This is a genomic window from Ruegeria sp. YKSF131 (assembly GCF_059612645.1).
The window spans coordinates 11,222-34,352 of record NZ_JBXWQZ010000041.1 but is presented as its reverse complement, the minus strand read 5'-3'; the positions used below and the strand labels follow the sequence as shown (position 1 = coordinate 34,352).

The following is a 23,131-nucleotide window of genomic DNA, read 5'->3' as shown; positions in this document are numbered from 1 at the left end:
GCTTTTGCCATTTCCTCTCAGCGCGATACACTTCAATCATATTCGTCCACGGAAGGGAAAGTCATGAACGAACCTGCCGACCTCGTAGCCGAGATCGAAGCGCTGGAAAACAAGCTGCAAGAGGCCAAGGCCTCGATCACCCGCCGCTTCATCGGGCAGGAAAGGGTCGTGGACCTGACTCTGGCTGCGCTTTTGTGCGGTGGTCACGCGCTTCTGATCGGTCTGCCGGGCTTGGGTAAGACACGGTTGGTCGAGACACTGTCGACCGTGATGGGCCTGCATGGCAATCGCATTCAGTTTACGCCCGACCTGATGCCCGCTGACATTCTCGGGTCCGAGGTGTTGGATACGGCCGACGATGGAAGCCGCCATTTCCGTTTCATTCCCGGCCCGATCTTCTGTCAGCTGCTGATGGCGGACGAGATCAACCGGGCAAGCCCGCGAACGCAATCCGCGCTGCTGCAAGCGATGCAGGAGCGTACGGTGACAGTAGCCGGTGAGGACCGTTCCCTTGGTGTGCCATTCCATGTTCTGGCCACGCAAAACCCGATCGAACAGGAAGGCACCTATCCCCTGCCCGAAGCGCAGCTGGACCGGTTTCTGGTGCAGATCGATGTAGAATACCCCGACCGCCAGACCGAACGGGATATTCTGCTGGCCACGACCGGTGTTGAAGAAGACAAAGCGTACCAGATTTTCAGCAAGGAAGAACTGCTGGCTGCGCAGGTCCTGTTGCGTCGGATGCCGGTCGGGGACTCGGTTGTGGAGCTGATCCTTGATCTGGTGCGGGCCTTCCGCCCGGAAGAAGCTGGCGTATCCGAACGGGTTGCCGAAACCGTCGCGTGGGGTCCTGGTCCACGCGCTGCGCAGGCGCTGATGATGACGGTTCGGGCACGTGCGATGTTGCAGGGGCGTCTGGCACCCAATGCCGAGGATGTGCTGGATATGGCGCGCCCGGTGCTTAGCCACCGGATGGCTCTCAACTTTGCGGCACGGGCACGCGGTGACAGTCTGGCTGACCTGATCGACTCGACCGCTGTCGGGTTGATCCGGACCGAGGCGGCGGCGTGAATGCCGCGCTGACCCTTCGCGAAAGATCCGAGGCCGAGGCATCGCGGCTGCCGCCCCTTTTGGCGCGGGCCGAACATCTGGCTGGCACCGTTCTGCTGGGAGACCATGGTCGGCGGCGCTCTGGCATGGGGGATGATTTTTGGCAATACCGCCCTGCGCAGATCGGGGACAGCCGCCGGATGATCGACCACCGTCGTTCGGCGCGTGGAGATCAGCAATATGTGCGGGAACGCGAATGGCAGATCGCGCAATCGGTAATGCTTTGGGTCGATCAGGGGGCGTCGATGCGGTTTGCGTCCGACATATCGTTGCCGACCAAGGCGGATCGCGCCCGGCTATTGGGACTTGCAACGTCCATCTTGCTGGTCCGCGGCGGTGAACGTGTGGGCCTGACAGGGACGACCTTGCCACCCCGGCGTGGCAATGCACAGATCATCCGGCTGGCGCAAGCCTGGTCCGAGGATGATCAATCGGATTACGCGCCACCCGAACATCGCGCCATGATCCCGCATGCCCGTGCCGTGTTCATTTCAGATTTTCTTGGTCCAATGGATGAAGTTGAACTGGCCCTGACCAAAGCTGCCGACCGTGGTGTTCGCGGCGTGATCCTTCAGGTGCTTGATCCGGGAGAAGAGACATTTCCCTATCGTGGACGTACGATTTTCGAAAGCGTCGGTGGGTCCGTCCGACACGAAACGCTCAAGGCGGCAGAGCTGCGGGACCGCTATCTGCAACGCCTCGCCCACCGTAAGGATGCGCTGACGCAACTTTGCCGGGCGACTGGCTGGCAAATGGGCCTGCATCACACGGGCGATAGCGCACAAGCGGCACTGTTGTGGATATACCGTGCGCTGGACGGGGGAACGCGATGACGGTTCTGGCAGGCATCGGCTTTACCGCTCCATGGGTGCTGCTGGGTCTTCTGACCCTGCCGATCCTGTGGCTGATCCTGCGCGCGGTGCCGCCCGCGCCGATCCGCCGGATGTTCCCGGCGGTGACGCTGCTGCTGGGCCTGAAGGATGACGAAAGCGTTTCGGACCGCACGCCGTGGTGGCTCTTGCTGCTGCGGATGCTGGCAGCTGCGGCGGTGATCATAGGTCTGGCCGGTCCGGTTCTGAACCCGTCGCGGGATGAGATCGGGTCCGGGCCGCTGCTGATGGTGCTGGACGCCAGTTGGGCAGGCGCGACCCGATGGTCGGCCACGCTGGATCAGATCGATGCGCAACTGACCGAGGCCGGTCGCGCAGGGCGCACGGTGGCTATCCTGCGCCTGACCGAACCGGAAACACCCGTTTTTCAGGGGGCCGAGGCTTGGCGGGGACATTTGCCGGGACTGATGCCCAACCCATGGCAGCCGACCGAACCTCAGATCGCACAGGCCATTGCGGCGTTAAATTCGATTGATGGGGGGTTTGACACCCATTGGTTCAGTGACCGGCTGGATTATGTGGATCATGCGGCGCTGGTCTCCAGCTTGCAGGCTCGTGGCGATGTCGTGGTGTATCAGGCGGCGTCCCGGCCCATGGCGATCCTGCCAGCGGCTTATCAGGATGGGCTGATCAAAGTGACAGTGCAGCGCGCAGGCCCCGGCCCCGAGGAACGTGTGACAGTATTGGCACAAGGGCGCGACCCGGCGGGAACCGCCCGAGTGCTGCATTCTGTGGAACTGACCCTTGAAGCCGGGGATTCATCGGCGCAGGTCGATCTGGCGCTGCCATCCGAACTCCGCGCCCGGATCACGCGGTTCGAAATCCAGGGCCAAAGGTCCGCCGGGACCGTGACCTTGACCGATGACAGCCTGCGTCGCCGTGAGGTCGCGCTGATTGCCGGGAGTTTGAACCGCGAAGGTCTGGAGCTGCTGTCACCCCTGCATTATCTGACTCAGGTCCTGAGCCCCACGGCGGATTTCGTCGATGGCGGTCTGACTGAGGTTCTGCCCGCCAATCCGGATGTCATTGTTCTGTCAGATGTGGCCCAGATGTCGGAACCTGAAAAGGCGGACCTGATTGAATGGGTCGAACAGGGCGGTTTGCTGCTGCGCTTTGCCGGCCCGCGTATGGCGGCCAGCGATCTTGGGCGTGACACCGAAGACACCCTGCTGCCTGCGCGGCTGCGCAGCGGTGGGCGATCTGTCGGCGGCGCGATGAGCTGGGGTGAGGCCAAGACCCTGGCACCATTCCCCGAAACCTCGCCTTTCTATGGATTGGACATCCCTGATGACGTGGTCGTTTCCACTCAGGTCATGGCGCAACCAGACCCTAACTTGGCGGATCGTGTGATTGCCTCGCTGTCTGACGGCACGCCTTTGGTGACACGTAAGGCGCTGGGATTGGGGCAGGTGGTGTTGTTCCATGTGACCGCCGATGCAGAATGGTCCAGCCTGCCACTGTCGGGCCTGTTCGTTGAAATGCTGGATCGGCTGGCCGTGGCCTCGGCCGCAAAGTCACGGCAAGAGGCTCAGTTACTGGGAACAACATGGGAGCCGGTACAGATCATGGACGGGTTTGGCACATTGTCAGATGCCGGAACCCTGGCCGGTGTCGACGGGGTTGAGCTGATATCGGGCCAGATCGGGCCGGAACTGCGCCCGGGTCTTTATGAAAGTGGCAAGCAGAAGCTGGCGTTGAACGTCGTCTCGGAAGAAACTCAGCTGCGTCCTGTTGTCTGGCCCGCAAATGTGCCGATCAAAGGGCAGGAGGTCAGCACGGAAATGCCGCTCGGCGGTCTGTTGCTCAGCCTTGCGCTGATTTTGCTCACGATCGATGTTATTGCATCGCTTGCTTTGTCGGGCAGGTTGGGTCTGGCCCGGACGACGGCCTTGGCGCTGGCCGGTTTCCTTCTGGTACCCGAAGGTCACGCACAAACGCCTGAGGACACCAAGTTTGCATTGGCTGCGACCCACGAACTGGTATTGGCGCATGTCCTGACTGGCGATGCGCAAGTAGATGATATTGCGCAAGCCGGGTTGCGGGGGCTTGGTCAAACCCTCCTCTATCGCACATCGGTTGAACCGGCAGACCCCATCGGCGTTGATCTGGAACGGGATGAACTGGCGTTCTTTCCGTTGCTTTATTGGCCGATCTCAGCGAACCAGTCGCAACCTTCGGCCGAGGCCTATGTCAAGCTGAACGCCTATCTGCGGTCCGGAGGGATGATCCTGTTTGACACGCGTGATGCGGATATCGCAGGTTTCGGTGCCTCCAGCCCAAATGGCCGCAAACTGCAACAACTGGCCGGGCCGCTGAATATACCCTCATTAGAGCCGATTCCGCGCGATCATGTTCTGACACGCACGTTCTACCTTTTACAGGATTTTCCGGGCCGATATTCAGGCACCGAGGTTTGGGTCGAAGCCGCGCCGCTGGATGCAGAACAGATCGACGGGATGCCCTTCCGCAATCTGAACGACAATGTGACGCCAGTGGTCATTGGCGGCAATGACTGGGCCGGTGCTTGGGCGGTGGATCGCAACGGGCAGGCCCTGTTGCCCGTCGGGCGCGGTTATGCCGGGGAAAGGCAACGCGAGTTGGCCAATCGTTTTGGTGTCAATCTGGTGATGCATGTGCTGACGGGGAACTACAAATCCGATCAGGTTCACGTGCCCGCCCTTCTGGACAGGTTGGGACAATGACAGGAACCGTCATCTTTGATCCGCTGATCCCGTGGGCGATACTGCTTGTCGTGGGTATGATTGCCGTGGCCGGGGTCGCGCTGGCCTTGTGGCGCGGATTGTCGGGATGGGCCTTGCGTGGGTTGGCGGTGCTGGTGATCATCGCTGCGCTGTCCGGCCCGGTCTACCAGATCGAGGATCGTGCACCGCTGACAGATATCGTTCTGATGTTCGAGGATGAAAGCGCCAGCCAGACGCTTTCAGACCGGGTGGTACAAACGGCAATGGCCGCAGAAGATCTGGCCGCCGAGATCGAGGCACGCGACAATACAGAACTGCGACGCATCCGGGTCGGCGATGGTGAAGGCGATGAGGGCACGCAGATCATGGCAGCCCTGAACGAAGCCCTGGCGGAAGAGCCGCGCGCGCGCATCGCCGGTATCCTCGTGGTGTCCGACGGGATTGTGCATGATGTCGATCAGGCCCTGGATCTGCCCGCACCGATGCACCTGCTGCAAACGGGGCGGGAAAGCGACTGGGATCGCAGGCTTATTGTCCGAAACGCCCCTGCTTTCGCCATCATTGGTGAATCGGTGACGTTGACCCTGCGCGTGGAGGACAGCGGAGCAGCCCCTGCAGGTGCAACATCAGCGCCGTTGGAAATTTCGGTGGATGGGGGCGAGCCCGAGCAGTTCAGCATTCCAATCGGTCGCGATGTCGAACTGCCCGTCACTTTGCCCCATGGTGGGCGCAACGTGATCCAGTTTTCTGTCCCTCAGGCTGAAGGCGAGTTGACTGATCGCAACAACACGGCCCTGATCCAGATGAACGGCGTAAGGGACCGCCTGCGTGTGCTGCTGGTCTCGGGTGAACCGCATCCGGGTGGTCGCACGTGGCGTAACTTGTTGAAATCTGACAGTTCTGTTGATCTGGTGCATTTCACTATCCTGCGCCCGCCTGAAAAGCAGGACGGTGTGCCCGTTGACGAGCTGTCGCTGATCGCCTTTCCGACTCGCGAGTTGTTTCTGGAAAAGATCAACGATTTCGACCTGATCATCTTTGACCGCTACAAGCGGCGCGGGATTCTGCCTGCGATCTATCTGGACAATGTCACAAGCTACATCAACGAAGGCGGCGCGGTCCTGGTTGCCGCCGGTCCCGATTTCGCCGGTGCCGACAGCATCTTCCGCTCTCCCTTGGCGCCAGTTTTGCCGGCCCAGCCAACCGCGCGGGTGATCGAGGAACGATATGTGCCGATGGTCAGTGATCTGGGGCATCGTCACCCGGTCACGACCAATCTTGGAGAGTCCGAGGATTGGGGGGCGTGGTTGCGTCAGATCGACGTGAAACACCGCTCGGGCGACGTGCTGATGACCGGGGTCGAGGATCGTCCGCTGCTTGTCCTGAACCGTGTTGGCGAAGGGCGCGTTGCGATGCTTGCGTCCGACCACGCCTGGCTTTGGAGTCGCGGTTTCGAAGGAGGTGGCCCGCAGCTGGAGCTGTTGCGCAGGCTGGCCCATTGGATGATGAAAGAACCGGAACTTGAAGAAGAGGCGTTGTGGGCCGAGGCCAACGGTCAGTCCATGCGCATCATTCGTCAGACGCTTGGGACAGAGGTCGGCCCTGTAACAGTCACCTTGCCGAATGGCGAGACGTTGGAGATTACTTTGAAAGAGGTTTCTCCGGGTCGGTTTGAAGCGCAGTATTACGGCCCTGAGATCGGCCTTTATCGCTTGCAGGAAGTTGACCACATGGCTGTGATCGGCCTTGGCCCTGCTGCACCGAAAGAGTTCGAGCGTACCATCGCGACAGGTGATGTCCTCGAACCGGTGCTGGCCGGGTTGCGGGGCGGTGTGATCCGATTGGAAGATGGGCTGCCATCGATCCGCAACGTGCGCGCAGGACGCCCCGCCGCCGGTCGGGGCTGGATCGGTCTGACCCCACGCAACACGTATGAAACGCGGGATGTCACGCAGGCCGGGTTGCTGCCACCCTGGCTTGTCTTGCTGCTGGCTGGGGGGTTCCTGCTAGGCGGTTGGCTGCGGGAAGGGCGGCGTTAACGCTGGCCCGTTGCTGTTTTTTAACGGGAACCGGGCGCGCTCTGGTCGATCCGGAACGAGGCCCGGTCGGATTGGCCCTGTGCATCCACCACAACAAGTGAGGTAAACCCGGGTCCGGGATTGGGAATTTCGAATTCTCGCTGCCGTTGCCCGGTCAATACAGGCACGCCGTTAGTCAGAACGGAAAACGGCCCGACACCACCGCGTAGTTTCACTGTCAGAGGGCTACCGAAAGTCTCTAACAGAGCGTTTTCCGGTGGAAACAACAGATCAGGTGCGGTTTGGTCCGTTTCGAAAGCCGCCGCGCGGGGCCGGAAACGTTGCAACGGTTGCGGCAATTGTGCTGCGCCAACCAACAGTGTTGATGGCGGCGGTGGGCGCAGGGGCGTGAGTTCGGGTTTCAACAGACCAAAAGCCTCGGTCAGAAGCGGCGCGGCAACGCCGCCTCCGAATGCGCCGGGAACAGGTGTGCCATCCGCGCGTCCCAGCCAGACCCCGATGACATGCTGCCCGTCAAAGCCAATGGCCCAGGCATCGCGGTGCCCATAAGAGGTTCCCGTTTTGAAGGCCAGCGCCCCTGAAGTGCTGCCCGTGGGTGCTGTGATCCCGGACAAGATATCCGCAATCTGCCATGCTGAGTTTTCGGACAAAACACGAGAGGTGAGCCGTGCATCAGCCAGGGTGTCATGGCGCAGGATCGGGCCTTGCCCACCAGCGGCCAGCGTCACGTAGATCTGTACGAGATCATGCAGGCTCAGCCCGACGCCACCCAAGGATATTGCCAATCCGGGTGTACCACTGCTCAGGCGCGGTTCTGATCCTGCTGTCCGCAGTGCCGCCATTACGCGCGCGGGGCCCAGCTCGTGCGTCAGGCGTACGACAGGGATATTCAGTGACAATTGCAGCGCGTCCCGAACCCTTACATCGCCCCGGAAAACGCCATCGAAGTTTCGCGGGGCGTAGCGCCCGAACATCACCGGGCTGTCGCTGATCAGGGTTTCCGGATGGGCCAGCCCCTGATCGAATGCCAGCCCGTAAACCAGAGGTTTCAGCGTCGATCCGGGCGACCGCACGGCTTGCGTCATATCCACGAAACCTTGTCGCGCATCCCGATACCCGGCAGACCCGACCGAGGCCAAAATCTTGCCGTCGCGATGATCTGCTGCGATCAGGGCTCCGGACACGCGCGGCCCTATGCGCGCCGCGGCCCGAGCGACCAAAGTTTCCAACCGGGCTTGCACCTCTGCATCCAGGGTCAGATCAAATACACCGTTTGCAAGGGTTTGGCCTTTCACGCGGTCGGTCAGATGGGGTGCAAGGCGCGGGAACGGGACCGTTCGATCAGGAATGGTCTCCGTCAGGGCTGCGTGCATCTCAGCCTTGGTCAATACGCCGTAGCGCTCCAACCTGCGCAAAATCCGATCTCGGGCAATTTGGGCTGCCTCGGGTCTGCGATTCGGACGTCGCGCTTCCGGGGATTGCGGCAAAGCGATCAGTAGGGCCGCCTGTGCGGCAGTCAACCGGGTCGCTTCTTTGCCGAACCATGCGCGGGCACCGGCACGGATACCTTCCAGATTGCCGCCATAGGGGGCATGGGTCAGGTAGAGGTTCAGGATCTGTGTCTTGCTCAGCTGCCGCTCCAATGCCAATGCGACCCTAATCTGGCGAAATTTGCCACTCCAGCGTCCGGTCGATCCATCTTCGATCAGCCGCGCGACCTGCATGGTCAGAGTTGAACCGCCTGAAACCGCGCGCCCATTCCAAAGGCTTTGCCCGGCTGCGCGCAGCAATGCGACAGGGTCCACGCCCGCGTGGGTCCAGAAACGCTTGTCTTCGTACCGGAGCAGCATGGCGGTGAAATTGGGATCGACCGCACCGGGTTGCAGCCTCCAGATGCCATCTGCAACCGGAAACACGCGCAGGAGGTCACCGTTACGATCCCGTATCTCGACCGAAGTTTCAGTCAGAACAGGCGGCAGCACTGTGGCGTCGACCCAGCGGTCAACGCCATCCCGCGCCAATGCCGCCAGATAGAGAGCGCCGGCCAACGCAAATAACAGGCGCGGCACCCTAGGCATGAGCGCCGCCCAAACAAGGATATGAACGATGGCCGGTCACTGCACCTCGACCCGTCCCGTCGCCGTTCGTGCGCGGTTCTGGGGGCGATACATATCTTCGACCGAGGCCGCCGGATGGTGGAACACGCCCGGTGTGACGGCACGGGCGACGTAAGCCAGCGTCACGGTCTGGCGCCCCGACAGGTCAACCGCAGCCAGGAACCTGTCCGATCGGAACTCGGTATGCGTGGCATCAGACAGATTCAACCAGTCCAGCGACCGTACATCGCCCGATCGCAGCAGGTTCGGGTTGTCAATCTCGATCCCGGCGGCAAGAGGATCGTCTACCATCAGACGCGCCCCACCGCTTTCAAACGGCGTGACCGTCAGAACCGTGACGAACCGGTCCCCCACGGCAAATCGGCCCGCGTCAATCAGATCGCCGTCCATCGAATAATACTGCCGTTCGATTGCATAGCCGGTGCCACCGGCCCCAGGCGGATCTTCGGGAATTCCGGTCACCGTCAGGGTGATATCGGTTGCCTGACCGTCGGTCGCAGTGATGTTGACCTCTTCCGCCTGCCCGGATTGCAGAACCTGAACAAAGGGGCCGGATACTGACACGCCATTGACCGTCAAACCGGAGCCGGACGGATCAGACACCAGCGCGTGCGCCGCCAGCAGGGACCATGTGGCCTCTTGCGTGGACAGGGGAGTGCGGCCCGTGCTTACCCGTTGGATCAATGCGTTGCGGTCAATCGCCTCGCTGCCCGCATCTACCGCCAGAGTCAGCAGGCCCGCCGCATCCCGCAGGCGGGTGCCGTAATCCGCGCGCCAGTGGTTTTCCTGATCGTTCGGCACCTGTTGCAGCATCCGCGCCGCACGGACGAACATCGCGTCTGCGCGGGTCTGGTCCCCGTACGAGGCCAGCGCAGCGCCCAGTTGCGCTGCAGCCAACGGCGTGTCGAAAGCATCCCCTTTGACATCCGCATAATAGCGCAGATCGCCCATCGCCGCCGCGCCTTCCCGCGCCAGAACCATCAGGGCATAAGCGATATCCTGACCACCTTCGTCAAAATCCGGCGCATAATTGACCCGATTGCGCAGGTTATCCATGGCCTGCGCAAAAGCCTGATCCGGCACCGGGTGTCCCTGCACGCGGGCGCGTGACAGGAAATCGGTCACATAGGCGTCCAGCCAGAAATCACCGCTGCCTGCGCGCCACAGGCCAAAGGCACCGTTTGCAGCCTGACGAGTCAGGATACTTCGGATCGAGTCCGTGATGCGCTGATCCACCTCCGGGCTATTGCCCAGCCCCGAGGCCTGCGCGACAGATGACAGGTAAAGCAGCGGCAGTGCCTTGCTGGTGATCTGCTCGGTGCATCCATAAGGGTAACGGTTCAACTGATCCAGCAGGCCGGGCATATCGAACTTTGCCAGCGCTCCGGCTGACAGGATGGCCTTGGCTGAGCCGGGTTGAAACCCGTCAAAAACATCCTGCGAAAACAGAAAGCTGTCACCCGCACCCAGCGAAAAGCGCCGTGTCCGGGCAATTACGGGATCGTTGGCCCGCACCGGCATCCGCAGGGTTTGCGACAGATCGCGCCCATCTGGCGTGGTGATGGAAACGCTGATCTCTGGATTGCCGATGACATGGGCCGTTACAGGGATGTCGAACACCGCTTTGCCACCATCCTCCAGCAGAAAGCGTGCCGGTACCGGGCCCAGTTCCAGCCCACCGGTGGTGGTCAGGCCAAGCGCCATGTCTCCGGATGCACCATCCGCACGGACAATCTCAAGCCGCATCCGGCTTTGATCGCCGGGGGCCAGAAACCGCGGCAAGCTGGCCGTAACCACCACCGGGTCGCGGACGATCATGTCAGCCTCGGCCTGCCCGACGGCTTTTTGTGACCACGCGACGGCCATCAGGCGGACCGTACCATTGAAGGCGGGCAGAGGGATGTCGACCTCAACCTCGCCACCCACACCGACCTGAACCGGGCCGCTGAACACTGCCATCAGATCTTGCGTCGGTGGCGGGGACTGGCGGCGCATCCCGTTGTCATTGTCGCCGCCAGAGCGAACTGTACCTATCGTTCCGTTCATGCCGTCGATCAACCGCCCGTAAACATCACGCAGGTCCACACCCAGCCGGCGTTGCCCGAAATAGTACTCTTGCGGGTTTGGGCTTTCGAACTCCGTCAGGTTAAGGATGCCCACATCCACAGCGGCAAGGGTTAGCCAGACTGGATCATCGCTTGTAACATTTTCGACCCTAACAAGGGCCTTCTGTGTATGACGGGGTGAGGTAACCTCGGGCACCTCAATGGCAACCGACAGCGTGCGATCCGCAGGATCAATGGCGGCATAGGCGACGCCCATGGCGCGTGCCGGGTTCTGACCGGCCGCAACATCCATTGGTCGGATCACTGTGGCCGTGACATAGGCACCTGCACCCCAATCTTCTGTCACCTCTATCGGGATAACTGTCTCGCCTTCCGGCACGGCAACCATTTGGCGATGGATCAGGCGGTTCGACAGCACCTCGACCTGGGCGATACCTGCCATGCGCGGAACGATGCGCAGTTGTGCGGTTTCCCCGGCCCGATAGCTGTCGCGATCCAGCGACATCTCAAGCCGGTCAGGCGTGGTCGAAGCATCTGCGGCCTGATACCAGCCTGCATGGAAATCGACAGCGGTTTCCGTAAAGGTGCCGTCTACGCGTTGAACCACCAACTCGTAACGGCCCCAGTCCACGGGCTGGGACAACGTCAAAGGGTTAGTGGCGACGTCAACGTCTCCGGTGGCAACGCGAGTGCGTCGGGTTGTCGGTTCCCAATTCCAGTTTCCGTAAAGCTGATACCATTGATACCGCGTTTCGATCTTGTTCAGCGTCCAACGCATGCGCATCGGGCTGGGGGTCAGGTCGGGTGCAAGGCCAATGATCTGAAATGCGGCCTCGGTACCTTCGGGGATTACGTCCTCGAACATGGGTTTGACACCGATCACAGGTTGCGACGGCAGGACAGGAACGCTCAGGCGACGTTCAACAGGGCGGCCCGAGCCATCGGCCAGTCGCGCAATAACCTCGGCTTCAATTGGCTGCCCTTCCGTCTCTAATGCAGGGATTTCAACAGCTATGGATGCTTTGCCGTTTGCGTCTGTGCGCGTGTCACCGAAATAGGTGCTTTTGATCGATGTCTCGGCGTCATAGCGGCCAAAGCGATACCCCTCGTAGCCTGGCACTGTGTCCGCCGGGCGTCCGATAACCTGACCGTCGATGCTCAGGTCGGACCCCGGCGCACCAAACAGATAGCGCGCGTCGATCGAAAGCGGTGGGCTGTCGCCGGTACGCAGGGGCGCGTCCGGCAGGTTCAGCTCAAAATCTATACGTTCCGGCAGGAAGTCTTCTACCAGCACTGTTTGTCGCGCCAGCGCATCGCCTTTGGGATCTGATCTGATCTCGATCCGCCAAGCGCCGCGTGGTGCATCTGCCGCAACAGGCAGACGAAAGATATGCCCCCCGGCGACGCCGCCATCCGAGACGGTTCGGCGGTATTCCACGCCGTCAGGGCGATACAGAATTGCGGTTAGGGGCAGACCCTCGATAGCCTGCGCCTCACCATCGCGCGACAGGGCGGTGAGGTGGATCACCTCTCCGGCCCGGTAAGCGCCGCGATCCGTGGCTAGAAAAACATCGACCGGCCCCGCGGGCGCACGCCCTTCAACACCGCGATCTGACAGGTCAAAAGCAGGATCGGTCAGGGATAGAAAGCTGAAATCGCTGTCCCCGGTCGACGCCATCACCAGTGCGGGCGCGCTGGCCCCCTTGCCGCGCGTCAGACCGGGGTCGAACCGGACATAACCCGATTCATCCGTCCGCGCTTGGGCGATGACCGCATTTGCGCTTGTGACCAGTGAAACCTCGACACCTTCACGGGGAGCCGCGTCGCTCAGCCCGCGCACCGTGACGTGCAGCCCATCGGTGCCAAGCACGCTGCTGATCCCAAGATCGGACAGAACAAACCATTGCGTCGCGCCCGGGTCGTCATAGGGATCGGCCCCCGGAACACGGGCGGTCAGCGCATAGATGCCAGCGGGCTGATCCGCGATCGCTTCTACCATGGGCAGGCGCGCAGTCATGGTCTGATTCAGTTCGTTGGCCACTTCGGCGGTGCCGGTCCAGATATCCTGGGCAATTTCATCGGAAAATTCTGCTTCCTGCCATTCACTGAGCGGGCGGCCGAAGAAATCCTGCTGAACCGCGCGCAACAGGTTCCGGTCGCTGACCCTCCGCAGGATCAAATCCAGCTCGGTGACGTTGACTGTTTCAACAGGCAAAGCGGCGTCAGCGGATTTCGGCAAAACGTAGCTGCGCCCGGGAAACCGGACCGAAGGCGCCCGGTCGCGCACGTAATGGGCAAGCTCAACATTGCGGTTCAGCGCCTCGCCCGAGGCGGAGGGCAAGCCTTCGCGTAGCGTCAGGCGATAACGCTGACCATGGGCGACACCGTCAACGCAAAGCTGCCTGCCCTCAGCCTGTACCACCAACCCGTCATCGCTGCGCTGGACAAACGGGTCATAGTCGACCCCCGCCTTGACCAGCGGTTCTGAAAACTCGACGCAGATCCGCGGTGCGGCGGCGTCGCTTTCAACAGAACTGTCGACCACGCGAAACCCGTATTTCCCGATGGCATCATTCAGCGCGGCCAGTACATCCTCGCGCGGTTGGATTTCCTGGGCCAGCCGCAGCACGGGGATCATATCGCGCCCACGCTCGACCTCTTCCAAGGCGCGGGCCAATGTCATCAGGGCGGCAATCTGCGTGCCGGGAGCGTCCGCGCGCAAATAGCCATTGGTTGCGGCATTCAGCGCACGGTTGTGCAGATCGCGCCCTTCACTCCGGTCCGTAGGGTTTATCGCCAATAACAAGCGCGCGTATTCCACCCATAGATCGGGCGCGTCACTGAGCGATACGGCCACACCAGTCCAAATCATTGCCAGTCGCGGGCTGCCGGCGCTGCGTGCCGCGTCCAGAACAACCTGCAGGTCGTTACCTTGCGCCATATGAACAAAGCCCAGATCGCGCGCCTGATCAACGGCTTGCTTCAGGTCGGCGGCACCAAGTGCGCTTAACGCGTTTGCACGCGCATCAGCCAATGCTTGGGTCTGATCTGGGGTAGTTACTTTCTGCGCAGATACTGCCCCCTGATAGGCCTCTTGCCGGTTTACACCGCTTTTTGGAAAACAGGCATTGGATCGGGTGTTGTAGGTGAACGCGGTGCAAAGCGTATTGGCGGAACAGGCCTGAATGCAGGACTTCAGATCGGTATCGAAAAGGGCATCCAGATCCGAGCCGTAAAAATCTGCGTCCCGCGTCGTGACATAGCGGAAATCAGGCACTGCATCCTGCGCCTGGGTGGCGCTGGGCAGGACTAAAAGTGAAATGATGTAAGTTATTGAAATAAAAACAAAGCGGCGCATGGTGCCCTCCTCTTTGGGCACAGCGTTGCATGGCGTGCGCCTGTTGTGCAACGGCTTAAACAGTTTTTCATCCTCTGCCGGGATGCTGTGCGCAGAGCGTTCTGGAATCAATCAAATGACTCTTGCACATAAATTGGCACAGGAACGGCGCGCGCGTTTGGCAGCTGAACGGATGCTGGCCCTGAAACAGGCCGAGCTTTCGGCAGCCAATCGCAAACTGGGTCAACATGCCATGGCATTGACCAAACGAATTGGCGAAACGCAGGCTGAGGTTGAAACCGTTCGGGATGAAAACGAAAAGGTCAAATCCGACCTCTGCGTGGCCAACGCCAAGATCGAGGTTGCCGAACGCCGCTTGTGGCACTCGATTCAGACAATTCAGGACGGGTTTGCCTTTTTTGACGGTGACAACCGGCTGATCGGCGCAAACACCGCGTATCTGAGCGTTTTTGAAGGTCTGGACGAAGTCGCGCCGGGAATATCATACCCGCGTATTCTGCATTTGCTGACGTCAGAAGGTATTGTCGATATCGGGGACGAATCCGCGGAAGACTGGCAGGACAGAATGCTGGCCCGCTGGAGCCGCGCCAACCCGCCACCAATCGTTATGCAGCTTTGGAACGGTCACTATATCCGCCTGATCGACCAGCGCGGCAGCGGCAATGATATGGTGAGCCTTGCTCTCAACATCACAGCGTCGGTCCGGCATGAAATCGAGCTTAAGGCGGCGCGCGAGCGAGCCGAAGCGGCAAACCGGGCCAAGTCGGCCTTTCTGGCCAATATGAGCCATGAAATCCGTACTCCGATGAACGGCATCGTTGGCATGTCCGAATTGCTGGACGAGACAACGCTGGACGAAGAGCAGCGGCTATACGTCAACACGATCCGAAATTCGGGCGAGGCGTTGCTGGTCATCATCAACGACGTGCTGGATTATTCCAAGATTGAGGCGGACAAGCTGGCTCTGCACCCGGAGCAGTTCGATCTTGAACGCTGCATTCTTGAGGTTGCGATGCTGCTACAGCCCAGTGCGCGCGATAAAGGCCTGACATTGCTGGTTGATTACGACTTGTTCTTGCCAACCCTTTTTGTGGGCGATCCTGGTCGGATACGGCAGGTTCTGACCAATCTGGTCGGCAACGCCGTCAAGTTCACCTCCGAAGGCTATGTGCTGGTCCGGGTGACAGGGGTGCCCAATCCGGATGCGCAAATCTGTGATATCCATGTTGCGATCGAAGATACCGGTATTGGCATCGACGCAGAAAAAACCGGCCATATTTTTGGCGAGTTCAATCAAGTCGAAGACGAGCGTAACCGCCAATTTGAAGGCACCGGGCTTGGTCTTGCCATCACCCAGCGGCTGATCACCTTGATGGGTGGCATGGTCTGGGTCGAAAGCGAGCCGGACCAGGGATCCTGTTTCGGTTTTCGCGTGACGCTGCCCACGGTAGAAGGCCCGCGACCCGAACCTCCGAACCTGGCGGATTGTTTGAAACATGTCCTGCTGGTCGAAGATCTTGCCGTGAACCGGGCCATTCTTGCCAAACAACTTGGGCGACTGGGGGCTGAGGTGACGGTTTGCACGTCGGGGACCGAGGCGCTGTCACAGATGAATGATCAGATTGATCTGGTTCTTTGTGACCACGACCTGCCGGATATGGATGGGCTGGACCTTGCGATCTCGCTCAGGGACCGCGGGTGGGGTGACATTCCGGTGGTCGTGATGTCTGCAAGCCCCGGTTTGATTCACGCGCATCCTGCCCGTGACCTGATCGACGGTGTCTTGCAGAAACCCATCCCTCGGTCCGAGTTGTATGGCAGGCTGATGGCATTCGACGGCACATCGTTGGAAAGGGGCGCTCTGGATGTGGGCAAAACAGTCTCTAAAAAGCAAGATTCTGAATCTGTGCACCCCCGACACATGAGGGTTCTTGCCGCCGAGGACAACCGCACTAACCAATTGATCCTGAAGAAGATGGTCAAGGATCTGAATATCGATCTTCGCTTTGCCTCGAATGGGATTGAAGCGGTTGAGATCTATCAGGAGTTCGAGCCAGATCTGATCTTCATGGATATTTCCATGCCGAAGATGGACGGCAAACAGGCAACAGCGGAAATTCGCAGGCTCGAGGTTTCAACTGGTCGCCACGTTCCAATCGTTGCCCTGACGGCCCATGCCATGGCGGGGGATGATCAGGGAATTCTGTCAGCCGGCTTGGATCACTACCTGACCAAACCGCTACACAAGAACCGCATTCACCAGATGATCCTGCAACACCAACCCGATTGCGTCTGCTCGGTCGCAGACACCATGCCCGGCGCCAAAGCCCGGCGTGAGCGTGGCGCAAACCCGGACCCAACCTCGCCTGGCGGACTCTTCAGGCGATTAACACCGGGTTGCAAGTTCAAGTGACCTGGGTTTCAGGCCGCATATGGTCTGACGAAAACGGGCTTATCCGCTTCCGACAGATCAGGGCGGTATTCATAGCCGCCACTGTCGAAATCCAGCAGCGCCTTAGGATCGGTCAGGCGGTGTTGGATGACATACCGCGCCATGGCACCGCGTGCCTTTTTGGCAAAAAAGCTCACAATCTTTGGGGTGCCGCCCCTATCTTCCATGAAGACCGGTGTGATGACGCGCAGGTTCAGGGCATTCAAATCCACCGCACCAAAATACTCCTGACTGGCACAATTCACCAGAATGTCGCTGTTAATTTCGGCTCCTTGCGCGTTCAGTGCCTTGCTGAGCTGATCGCACCAGTATTCGTAAAGGTTCTTCCCTCTTCGGGTTTTCAGCTTGCTGCCCATCTCAAGCCGGTAGGGCTGTATCGCGTCGAGTGGCCGCAACACACCATAAAGGCCGGAAAGGATGCGCAAGTGGTCTTGCGCCCATAACAGCTCGTCTTCGTCCAGCGAAGCAGCTTCAAGCCCTTGATATGTGTCGCCAGCAAAAGCAAGCGCAGCCGGGCGTGTGACCTTGGCGTCGGGTGCATCCGAAAAAGCGCGATACCGGTCGCGGTTCAGGCGTGCCAGATCGTCGCTCAGGTCCATCAGTTTCTTCAGATCACCCAGCGTCAGGTTGCGAGCGGTTTTGGACAGCCGGATCGCATCCTCCTGAAAATCGGGCTGCGTTACCCCGACATTCCGCTCTGCCCAGTCCAGCCGTTTGGCCGGGGAAATCACGATCAGCATATCCGCCCTCTTTCTTGCCTGTTCGGGGGTATCTAGCCCGCCTCACGCAGCACGTCCAGAAAAGCGGCGCCAAACCTTTCGTGACGTCGATCACCCAGCACCTGTGCAATTCCACGGGGATCATCGGGGCGCAGTTGCGCAACTTTTGCCAATTGTGAGGCCGAGCAGGTCAGGGGCTTGTCGATCCCGGCTGGACCGCGCGACAGCAAAGACTGAACTTTCATCAAGCGGTCGTAAATCTCACCCTGATCGCGTCCAGCCAGCTTTCGCCGCGCCGGATGAACGCTTCTTGCTTCGCCCGCGATTACTTCAAGGAACGTATCGCCATAGCGTTCCAGCTTTTTGGCGCCAACACCGCCGATCCGGGCCATATCGTCCAGCGTTACAGGGCGCTTTTCAGCCATCTCGATAAGCGTGCGGTCGGGAAAGATCACATAGGCCGGAACACGTGCAGCTTCAGACAGGGCACGGCGTTTGGCCTTGAGCGCTGACAGCAGCGGGGCGTCCTCTTCGGAAACCATTGCCTTGACCGCAGGCCGACGTACCGCATTGCGCAACGTATCCTTGCGTAAGTTGATTTGCGCCTCGCCTTTCAGGATTGGTTTTGCCGCCTCGGTCATGCGCAATGCGCCGTGACGGTCGGGGTCGGGGCGGACCAGATCGTGGCCCATCATCTGCCGGAAAATGGCCTGCCATTGCGGGCGCGTCCAATCCTTTCCGATGCCAAAGGTGGACAAATCCTCATGGCGGCGGGCGCAGATTTTGTCGGTCTCGTTTCCCAACAGGATATCGATCAAATGGCCTGTACCGAACCACTCCTCGGTCCGCAGGATCGCGGACAGGGCCATACGTACCGGAGTTGTGCCGTCGAAAACTTCGGGCGGGCTGTCGCACAGATCGCATTTGCCGCAGCGTGCTATGGTCTCGCCAAAGTAACCTAACAATGTCTGACGGCGGCATTCCAAGGCTTCGGCCAGACCCAGCAAGGCGTTCAGGCGCGCATGATCGGCCATGCGGCGCTCGGGCGGCGCTAGACCCTCGTCAATTTGTGAACGCCGCAGGCGAATGTCATCGGGGCCGAACAGGGTCAGCGTTTCGGCCGGGCCGCCATCGCGTCCGGCACGTCCGATTTCCTGATAATAGGCTTCGATCGATTTGGGCAGGTCCGCATGGGCGACCCAACGGATATCGGGTTTGTCGATGCCCATGCCAAAAGCCACTGTGGCGACGACGATCGACCCGTCCTCAAGCGCGAAACGGGTTTCGACAATGCGGCGATCTTCGGGGTCCATTCCACCGTGATAGTAGCAGGCCGAGTGTCCCTCGGCGCGCAGGGCCTGAGCAATCACCTCGGTTTTGTTTCTGGTGCCGCAATAAACGATGCCGGACTGGCCTTTGCGCGCATCTGCGAAATCAAGGATCTGCTTGCGCGGCCCGTCCTTTGCGGCAAAGGCCAGATGAATGTTTGGCCGGTCAAATCCGCGCAGAAATTTGCGCGGCTCAATGCCATCGAACAGTTTTTCGACAATCTCATCCTGCGTTTCGGCGTCCGCCGTCGCGGTAAACGCGGCCAGCGGCACTTTCAGGGCGCGCCGCAACTCTCCGATCCGCAGGTAATCAGGGCGAAAGTCATGCCCCCATTGACTGACGCAATGGGCTTCGTCCACAGCGATCAGGCTGACGTTGATCCGACGGAGCATCCCAAGCGCAGACCCGGCAGCCAGACGTTCGGGCGCCATGTAAAGCAGCTTCAGCCGCCCGTCCTCCAGCGCATCCCAGACGGCCTCGGTTTCCTCGGGCGTGTTGCCGGATGTCAGCGCACCGGCCTCGACCCCGGCCTCTTGCAAGCCGCGTACCTGATCGCGCATCAGGGCTATGAGTGGAGATATAACCACCGTCACCCCGTCGCGGAGCAGGGCAGGCAATTGAAAACATAAGGATTTACCGCCACCCGTGGGCATGATCGCCATCACGTTTTCACCTGCCTTCACGGCGTCGACAATCTCTTCCTGCCCAGGGCGGAAGGCGTCGAATCCAAAGACATCTCGCAGCAAGGGTGCGGCGTCGAACATATGCGGGGGTGCCCTGTTTTAAGGTTTATCTGCTCTTAAGACAGGACAATCACATACTAAGATTCAGTGAACAAGTGGTCAGTAAAAATAGGGCGCGTTGTTGATAAGGATGATCCGCAAAGCATAGACGCCGATCAGCACCACCAGCGGGGTCAAATCCAACCCACCCATATTGGGTAGAACGCGGCGGATCGGCCCGTAAATAGGCTCTAAAATGCGATTTAACCCGTACCAGATTTGTGCAACCAGTTGTTGGTGCAGGTTGAGCACCTGAAAGTTAATCAGCCAGCTCATGATCACATGGGCCAGAATGATGAACCAGACAATGTCCAGGATCAGCAGCAGGATTTGGATCAGCGACAGCATGGGGTCTCCGTTTTCTTGTTGGTCGAGACCTAAGCACCCTTTCAGCAAAGAGCAAGTAGGCTGAACTCTGCGCTTGCGAATTGCCCCAAAGCCCCGTTTTATGACCACAACAAGAAAACAGGGGCAGAAATGGCAGAAATATCCAAGCGCAGGCGTATCTGGGGCTGGTGGTTCTTCGATTGGGCCAGTCAGCCCTATCACACCCTTTTGGTAACGTTCGTGTTCGGCCCTTATTTCGCAGGTGTCGCTGCGGAGTATTATCTGGCATCCGGCCTGGACGCAGGGTCTGCAGACGCACAGGCACAGGTGGTCTGGGCCAACTGCATGACCATAGTCGGTTTGATTATTGCCTTCGGTGCGCCGCTGATGGGGGCGATGGCTGATGTGTCGGGTCGGCGCATCCCCTGGATATTCGCCTTTTCCGTGATGTACGCCGTAGGTTCCGGCGCGCTTTGGTACACGATGCCCGATGGCTCGAACATGTGGTTGATGCTGTCTGCCTTCGGTCTGGGTTTCATCGGTGCGGAGTACGCCCTGATTTTCATCAATTCCCAACTGCCCGATCTGGGTGATGACAGCGAAGTGGGCGAAATCTCCGGCTCGGGCTTTGCTTTTGGCTATTTCGGTGGCCTGATCTCGCTGGCGATCATGCTTGCGCTGTTTGTGGAGCAGGCCAACGGCAAAACGCTGATCGGAATGGACCCCTTGTTTGGGCTGGATGCGTCGCAACAGCAGGGCACGCGCTTTGTTGGCCCGTTTACTGCTGGGTGGTTCATTCTGTTCATGGTGCCCTACTTCCTTTGGGTCCATGACGACGAACCGAAAAACAAAAAGGGCAGCGTTGCCGAGGCGCTGCGACTGTTGGCAAAATCAGTGTCTAACCTGCGCCATCGCACCAGTTTGGCCAGTTACCTGGGCTCATCCATGTTCTATCGGGATGCGCTGAACGGGCTTTACAGTTTTGGCGGGGTCTATGCCCGGCTGGTGTTGGAATGGGACCTGATCAAGATCGGTGTTTTCGGCATCGTCAGCGTTCTGGCCGCAGCGGCCTTTTCCTGGGTGGGCGGCAAACTGGATAAGAAATATGGCCCCAAGCCCGTGATTATCGTTGCGATCTGGGTGTTGATCCTTGTCTGCATCACCATCGTCTCAATGGACCGGTCCCAGATTTTCGGTATCGCCATGTCCGAAGGGTCAGGCTTGCCGGATGTGGTTTTCTTTGGCTGCGGTATCCTGATCGGAGGCATGGGCGGCATTCTACAGTCCTGTAGCCGGTCGATGATGGTCCGGCATACGGACCCGGCAACCCCCGTCGAGAGCTTTGGCCTTTATGGTCTGTCGGGTCGTGCCACCGCCTTTGCTGCGCCACTTCTGATCGGGATCGCCACCACGGTGACCGGTAGCGCTCGTCTGGGGGTGTCACCCATCGTTCTGTTGTTTATTCTGGGTCTATTCCTGATGCGCTGGGTGAGACCTGAAGGGGATCAGAGCAGATGAAAATAAAACGCTTTTTGATCGTTTTGGCTGCGCTTGCTTTTGCAGGCACTGCGGCGGCAGAACCGCTGGCAAAGCAGTTGTTCGGGGCGCAGAAACAAGCTTCCCAGCAAAAACCGGCCGCTTTCGGCAGTTATTCGCGCGGATGTGCTGCGGGGGCAATTCAACTGCCTGAAACGGGGCCTACATGGCAGGCAATGCGCTTGTCGCGCAATCGCAACTGGGGACATCCGCAGACGATTGACTACGTTCAGGACCTCAGCAGGTTTGCAGCCAGCCAGCCGGGATGGAACGGTCTCTATATAGGGGATATCAGCCAGCCACGCGGCGGGCCGATGACCTCGGGCCATCGCAGTCATCAGTTGGGGCTGGACATCGATGTCTGGATGTTGCCCGGCGATAACATGCGCCTGAGCCGCAAGTCGCGCGAAAATATCTCGTCCATCTCTCTTCGTCGTTCCAATGGCGCTTACGTCAACGGAAACTGGACCAAGCAGCATCATGCGCTGTTGCGCGAAGCGGCAAAAGACAAGCGCGTCGCCCGGATCTTCGTGTTTCCTGGGGCCAAGGTTCAGATGTGCGACGATGAAAAGGGGAACCGCGACTATCTGCGCAAGATTAGGCCCTGGTGGGGACATCACTATCATTTCCACGTGCGACTGAACTGTCCCAGAGGGTCAAAGGGCTGCGTGAATCAAGACCCACCCCCCAAGGGCGATGGCTGCGCTGAGGCCCGTCAATGGGTACACAACATCCTGAACCCGCCGCCACCCGATCCGAATGCGCCGCCGCCGAAGAAACGCCGGGAATACGTTCTGTCCGACTTGCCGCAACAATGCTCCGCCGTTTTGCAATCCAACTGAGTGTAGCGCTGTTTCTTGCCCCGGTGGCCGCCGCGCTGGATGTGAAATCCGCAGCCCACCTGAATAGTTTCGTTTGGCGGCATCCAGCAAGCTGGTTTGGCGGGTTTTCAGCGATTCACATCTCGGACGACGGACGCCATATGATTGCGCTTAGCGACCGGGCGCGGATCGTGACTGCGCTGATTGAGCGGAGCGAAGGCCAGATCGCGGATATTCACGTTCTTGGTCAATGGTCGGTGCTGTCCAGCCAAGGACACATCATGAAAGGCGGCGTAGGTGACTCCGAAGGGATCGCAGTGACGCCGGATAGCGGGATATTCATCTCGTTCGAAGGGGTGCACCGTGTCGCCTATTACCTTGCGCCGGGCTCCAGCGCGCGCGTATTGCCACGCCCGAATGCGTTCCGGAACCTTGCCGAAAATGGTTCTTTCGAAGCTCTGGCCATTGATGGACGCGGCTGGCTTTACACTTTGCCGGAAAAGAACCGCACCGCTAAGGGGGACATTCCGGTTTACCGTTGGAATGGCGACACATGGTCGACCCCGTTTGTTCTGCCACAGCGTGGCGGCTTTAAACCCGTTGCCGCGGATTTCGGTCCCGATGGGCGGTTTTACGTTTTGGAACGCAAGGTATCCTTGGTCGGTTTCCGATCACGACTGCGGCGATGGGTCGTGGTAAACGAGAACCCAGGCGCCGAGGAAACCCTGTTCGAAACCGGAACGGGCGCGCATGACAACCTCGAAGGATTGTCGGTCTGGCGCGACGGGCAGGGCCTGTTGCGCGCCACGATGATCTCTGATGACAACTTTCTGGCGGTGCAGCGGACCGAACTTGTGGAATACCTGCTGCCCGATTGACAGGG

At 59.9% G+C, this 23,131-nt stretch carries 13 protein-coding genes; 8 read left to right on the top strand and 5 right to left on the bottom strand.

Annotated features, from left to right (window positions below; all coding sequences use genetic code 11):
* Positions 1-63 precede the first annotated feature (63 nt).
* The 4 genes from AC2FLZ_RS14540 to AC2FLZ_RS14525 are packed head-to-tail and all read left to right on the top strand — an operon-like array spanning position 64 to position 6,741.
* Positions 64-1,071 (top strand): AAA family ATPase, encoded by a 1,008-nt coding sequence (locus tag AC2FLZ_RS14540; protein ID WP_480519558.1) that lies wholly within the window; start codon positions 64-66, stop codon positions 1,069-1,071.
* Positions 1,068-1,943, top strand: a complete 876-nt coding sequence (locus AC2FLZ_RS14535) for a DUF58 domain-containing protein (RefSeq protein WP_480623209.1) — start codon at positions 1,068-1,070, stop codon at positions 1,941-1,943. The genes AC2FLZ_RS14540 and AC2FLZ_RS14535 overlap by 4 nt, the downstream gene beginning before the upstream one ends.
* Positions 1,940-4,702: a DUF4159 domain-containing protein gene (locus AC2FLZ_RS14530; RefSeq protein WP_496714610.1), complete on the top strand. Its 2,763-nt coding sequence runs from the start codon at positions 1,940-1,942 to the stop codon at positions 4,700-4,702. The genes AC2FLZ_RS14535 and AC2FLZ_RS14530 overlap by 4 nt, the downstream gene beginning before the upstream one ends.
* Positions 4,699-6,741, top strand: coding sequence for a hypothetical protein (locus AC2FLZ_RS14525; protein WP_496882333.1), 2,043 nt, complete (start codon positions 4,699-4,701; stop codon positions 6,739-6,741). The genes AC2FLZ_RS14530 and AC2FLZ_RS14525 overlap by 4 nt, the downstream gene beginning before the upstream one ends.
* A gap of 20 nt (positions 6,742-6,761) precedes the next feature.
* On the opposite strand, the gene pbpC is transcribed toward AC2FLZ_RS14525, so the two are convergent.
* Both pbpC and AC2FLZ_RS14515 read right to left on the bottom strand, forming a co-directional pair.
* A complete protein-coding gene (pbpC, locus tag AC2FLZ_RS14520) occupies positions 6,762-8,819 on the bottom strand; it encodes a penicillin-binding protein 1C (protein ID WP_496882332.1) in 2,058 nt (685 codons plus the stop codon).
* Positions 8,820-8,855: 36 nt separating this feature from the next.
* Positions 8,856-14,282, bottom strand: a complete 5,427-nt coding sequence (locus AC2FLZ_RS14515) for an alpha-2-macroglobulin family protein (RefSeq protein ID WP_496882331.1) — start codon at positions 14,280-14,282, stop codon at positions 8,856-8,858.
* Between the two features lie 115 nt (positions 14,283-14,397).
* On the opposite strand from AC2FLZ_RS14515, the gene AC2FLZ_RS14510 reads away from it, so the two are divergent.
* Entirely contained in the window at positions 14,398-16,695 is a 2,298-nt protein-coding gene (locus tag AC2FLZ_RS14510; protein ID WP_496882330.1) for a response regulator, read from the top strand.
* Positions 16,696-16,703: 8 nt separating this feature from the next.
* On the opposite strand, the gene yaaA is transcribed toward AC2FLZ_RS14510, so the two are convergent.
* The 3 genes from yaaA to AC2FLZ_RS14495 all read right to left on the bottom strand — a co-directional run bounded on the left by yaaA (position 16,704) and on the right by AC2FLZ_RS14495 (position 19,912).
* A complete protein-coding gene (gene yaaA / locus AC2FLZ_RS14505) occupies positions 16,704-17,474 on the bottom strand; it encodes a peroxide stress protein YaaA (protein WP_480606139.1) in 771 nt (256 codons plus the stop codon).
* A gap of 32 nt (positions 17,475-17,506) precedes the next feature.
* Positions 17,507-19,546, bottom strand: a complete 2,040-nt coding sequence (recQ, locus tag AC2FLZ_RS14500) for a DNA helicase RecQ (RefSeq protein ID WP_496882329.1) — start codon at positions 19,544-19,546, stop codon at positions 17,507-17,509.
* Between the two features lie 78 nt (positions 19,547-19,624).
* On the bottom strand, positions 19,625-19,912 hold the full coding sequence (locus AC2FLZ_RS14495) for a YggT family protein (protein ID WP_170382138.1): 288 nt from the start codon (positions 19,910-19,912) through the stop codon (positions 19,625-19,627).
* A 129-nt stretch (positions 19,913-20,041) separates the two neighbouring features.
* Between AC2FLZ_RS14495 and AC2FLZ_RS14490 the strand changes: the two genes are divergently transcribed.
* From AC2FLZ_RS14490 to AC2FLZ_RS14480, 3 genes are read left to right on the top strand one after another with little or no spacing between them, the layout of a single operon-like run.
* Positions 20,042-21,409, top strand: coding sequence for an MFS transporter (locus tag AC2FLZ_RS14490; protein ID WP_480474496.1), 1,368 nt, complete (start codon positions 20,042-20,044; stop codon positions 21,407-21,409).
* Complete coding sequence (gene mepA / locus AC2FLZ_RS14485) at positions 21,406-22,269, top strand: penicillin-insensitive murein endopeptidase (protein ID WP_480474498.1); 864 nt, start codon at positions 21,406-21,408, stop codon at positions 22,267-22,269. Before AC2FLZ_RS14490 ends, mepA begins: the two co-directional genes overlap by 4 nt.
* Positions 22,242-23,126 carry an esterase-like activity of phytase family protein gene (locus tag AC2FLZ_RS14480; RefSeq protein WP_496882328.1) on the top strand — a complete coding sequence of 295 codons (885 nt, stop codon included), beginning with the start codon at positions 22,242-22,244 and terminating at the stop codon, positions 23,124-23,126. Before mepA ends, AC2FLZ_RS14480 begins: the two co-directional genes overlap by 28 nt.
* Positions 23,127-23,131: the final 5 nt, after the last annotated feature.

What these genes read in the sequence shown, in the direction of transcription:
- AC2FLZ_RS14530 (WP_496714610.1), top strand. Translation starts at nt 1,940, where the DNA reads ATGACGGTTCTGGCAGGCATCGGCTTTACCGCTCCATGGGTGCTGCTG.
- AC2FLZ_RS14510 (WP_496882330.1), top strand. Translation starts at nt 14,398, where the DNA reads ATGACTCTTGCACATAAATTGGCACAGGAACGGCGCGCGCGTTTGGCA.
- recQ (WP_496882329.1), bottom strand. Translation starts at nt 19,546, where the DNA reads ATGTTCGACGCCGCACCCTTGCTGCGAGATGTCTTTGGATTCGACGCC.
- mepA (WP_480474498.1), top strand. Translation starts at nt 21,406, where the DNA reads ATGAAAATAAAACGCTTTTTGATCGTTTTGGCTGCGCTTGCTTTTGCA.
- AC2FLZ_RS14525 (WP_496882333.1), top strand. Translation starts at nt 4,699, where the DNA reads ATGACAGGAACCGTCATCTTTGATCCGCTGATCCCGTGGGCGATACTG.
- AC2FLZ_RS14495 (WP_170382138.1), bottom strand. Translation starts at nt 19,912, where the DNA reads ATGCTGTCGCTGATCCAAATCCTGCTGCTGATCCTGGACATTGTCTGG.
- AC2FLZ_RS14515 (WP_496882331.1), bottom strand. Translation starts at nt 14,282, where the DNA reads ATGCGCCGCTTTGTTTTTATTTCAATAACTTACATCATTTCACTTTTA.
- AC2FLZ_RS14490 (WP_480474496.1), top strand. Translation starts at nt 20,042, where the DNA reads ATGGCAGAAATATCCAAGCGCAGGCGTATCTGGGGCTGGTGGTTCTTC.
- yaaA (WP_480606139.1), bottom strand. Translation starts at nt 17,474, where the DNA reads ATGCTGATCGTGATTTCCCCGGCCAAACGGCTGGACTGGGCAGAGCGG.
- AC2FLZ_RS14540 (WP_480519558.1), top strand. Translation starts at nt 64, where the DNA reads ATGAACGAACCTGCCGACCTCGTAGCCGAGATCGAAGCGCTGGAAAAC.
- AC2FLZ_RS14480 (WP_496882328.1), top strand. Translation starts at nt 22,242, where the DNA reads ATGCTCCGCCGTTTTGCAATCCAACTGAGTGTAGCGCTGTTTCTTGCC.
- pbpC (WP_496882332.1), bottom strand. Translation starts at nt 8,819, where the DNA reads ATGCCTAGGGTGCCGCGCCTGTTATTTGCGTTGGCCGGCGCTCTCTAT.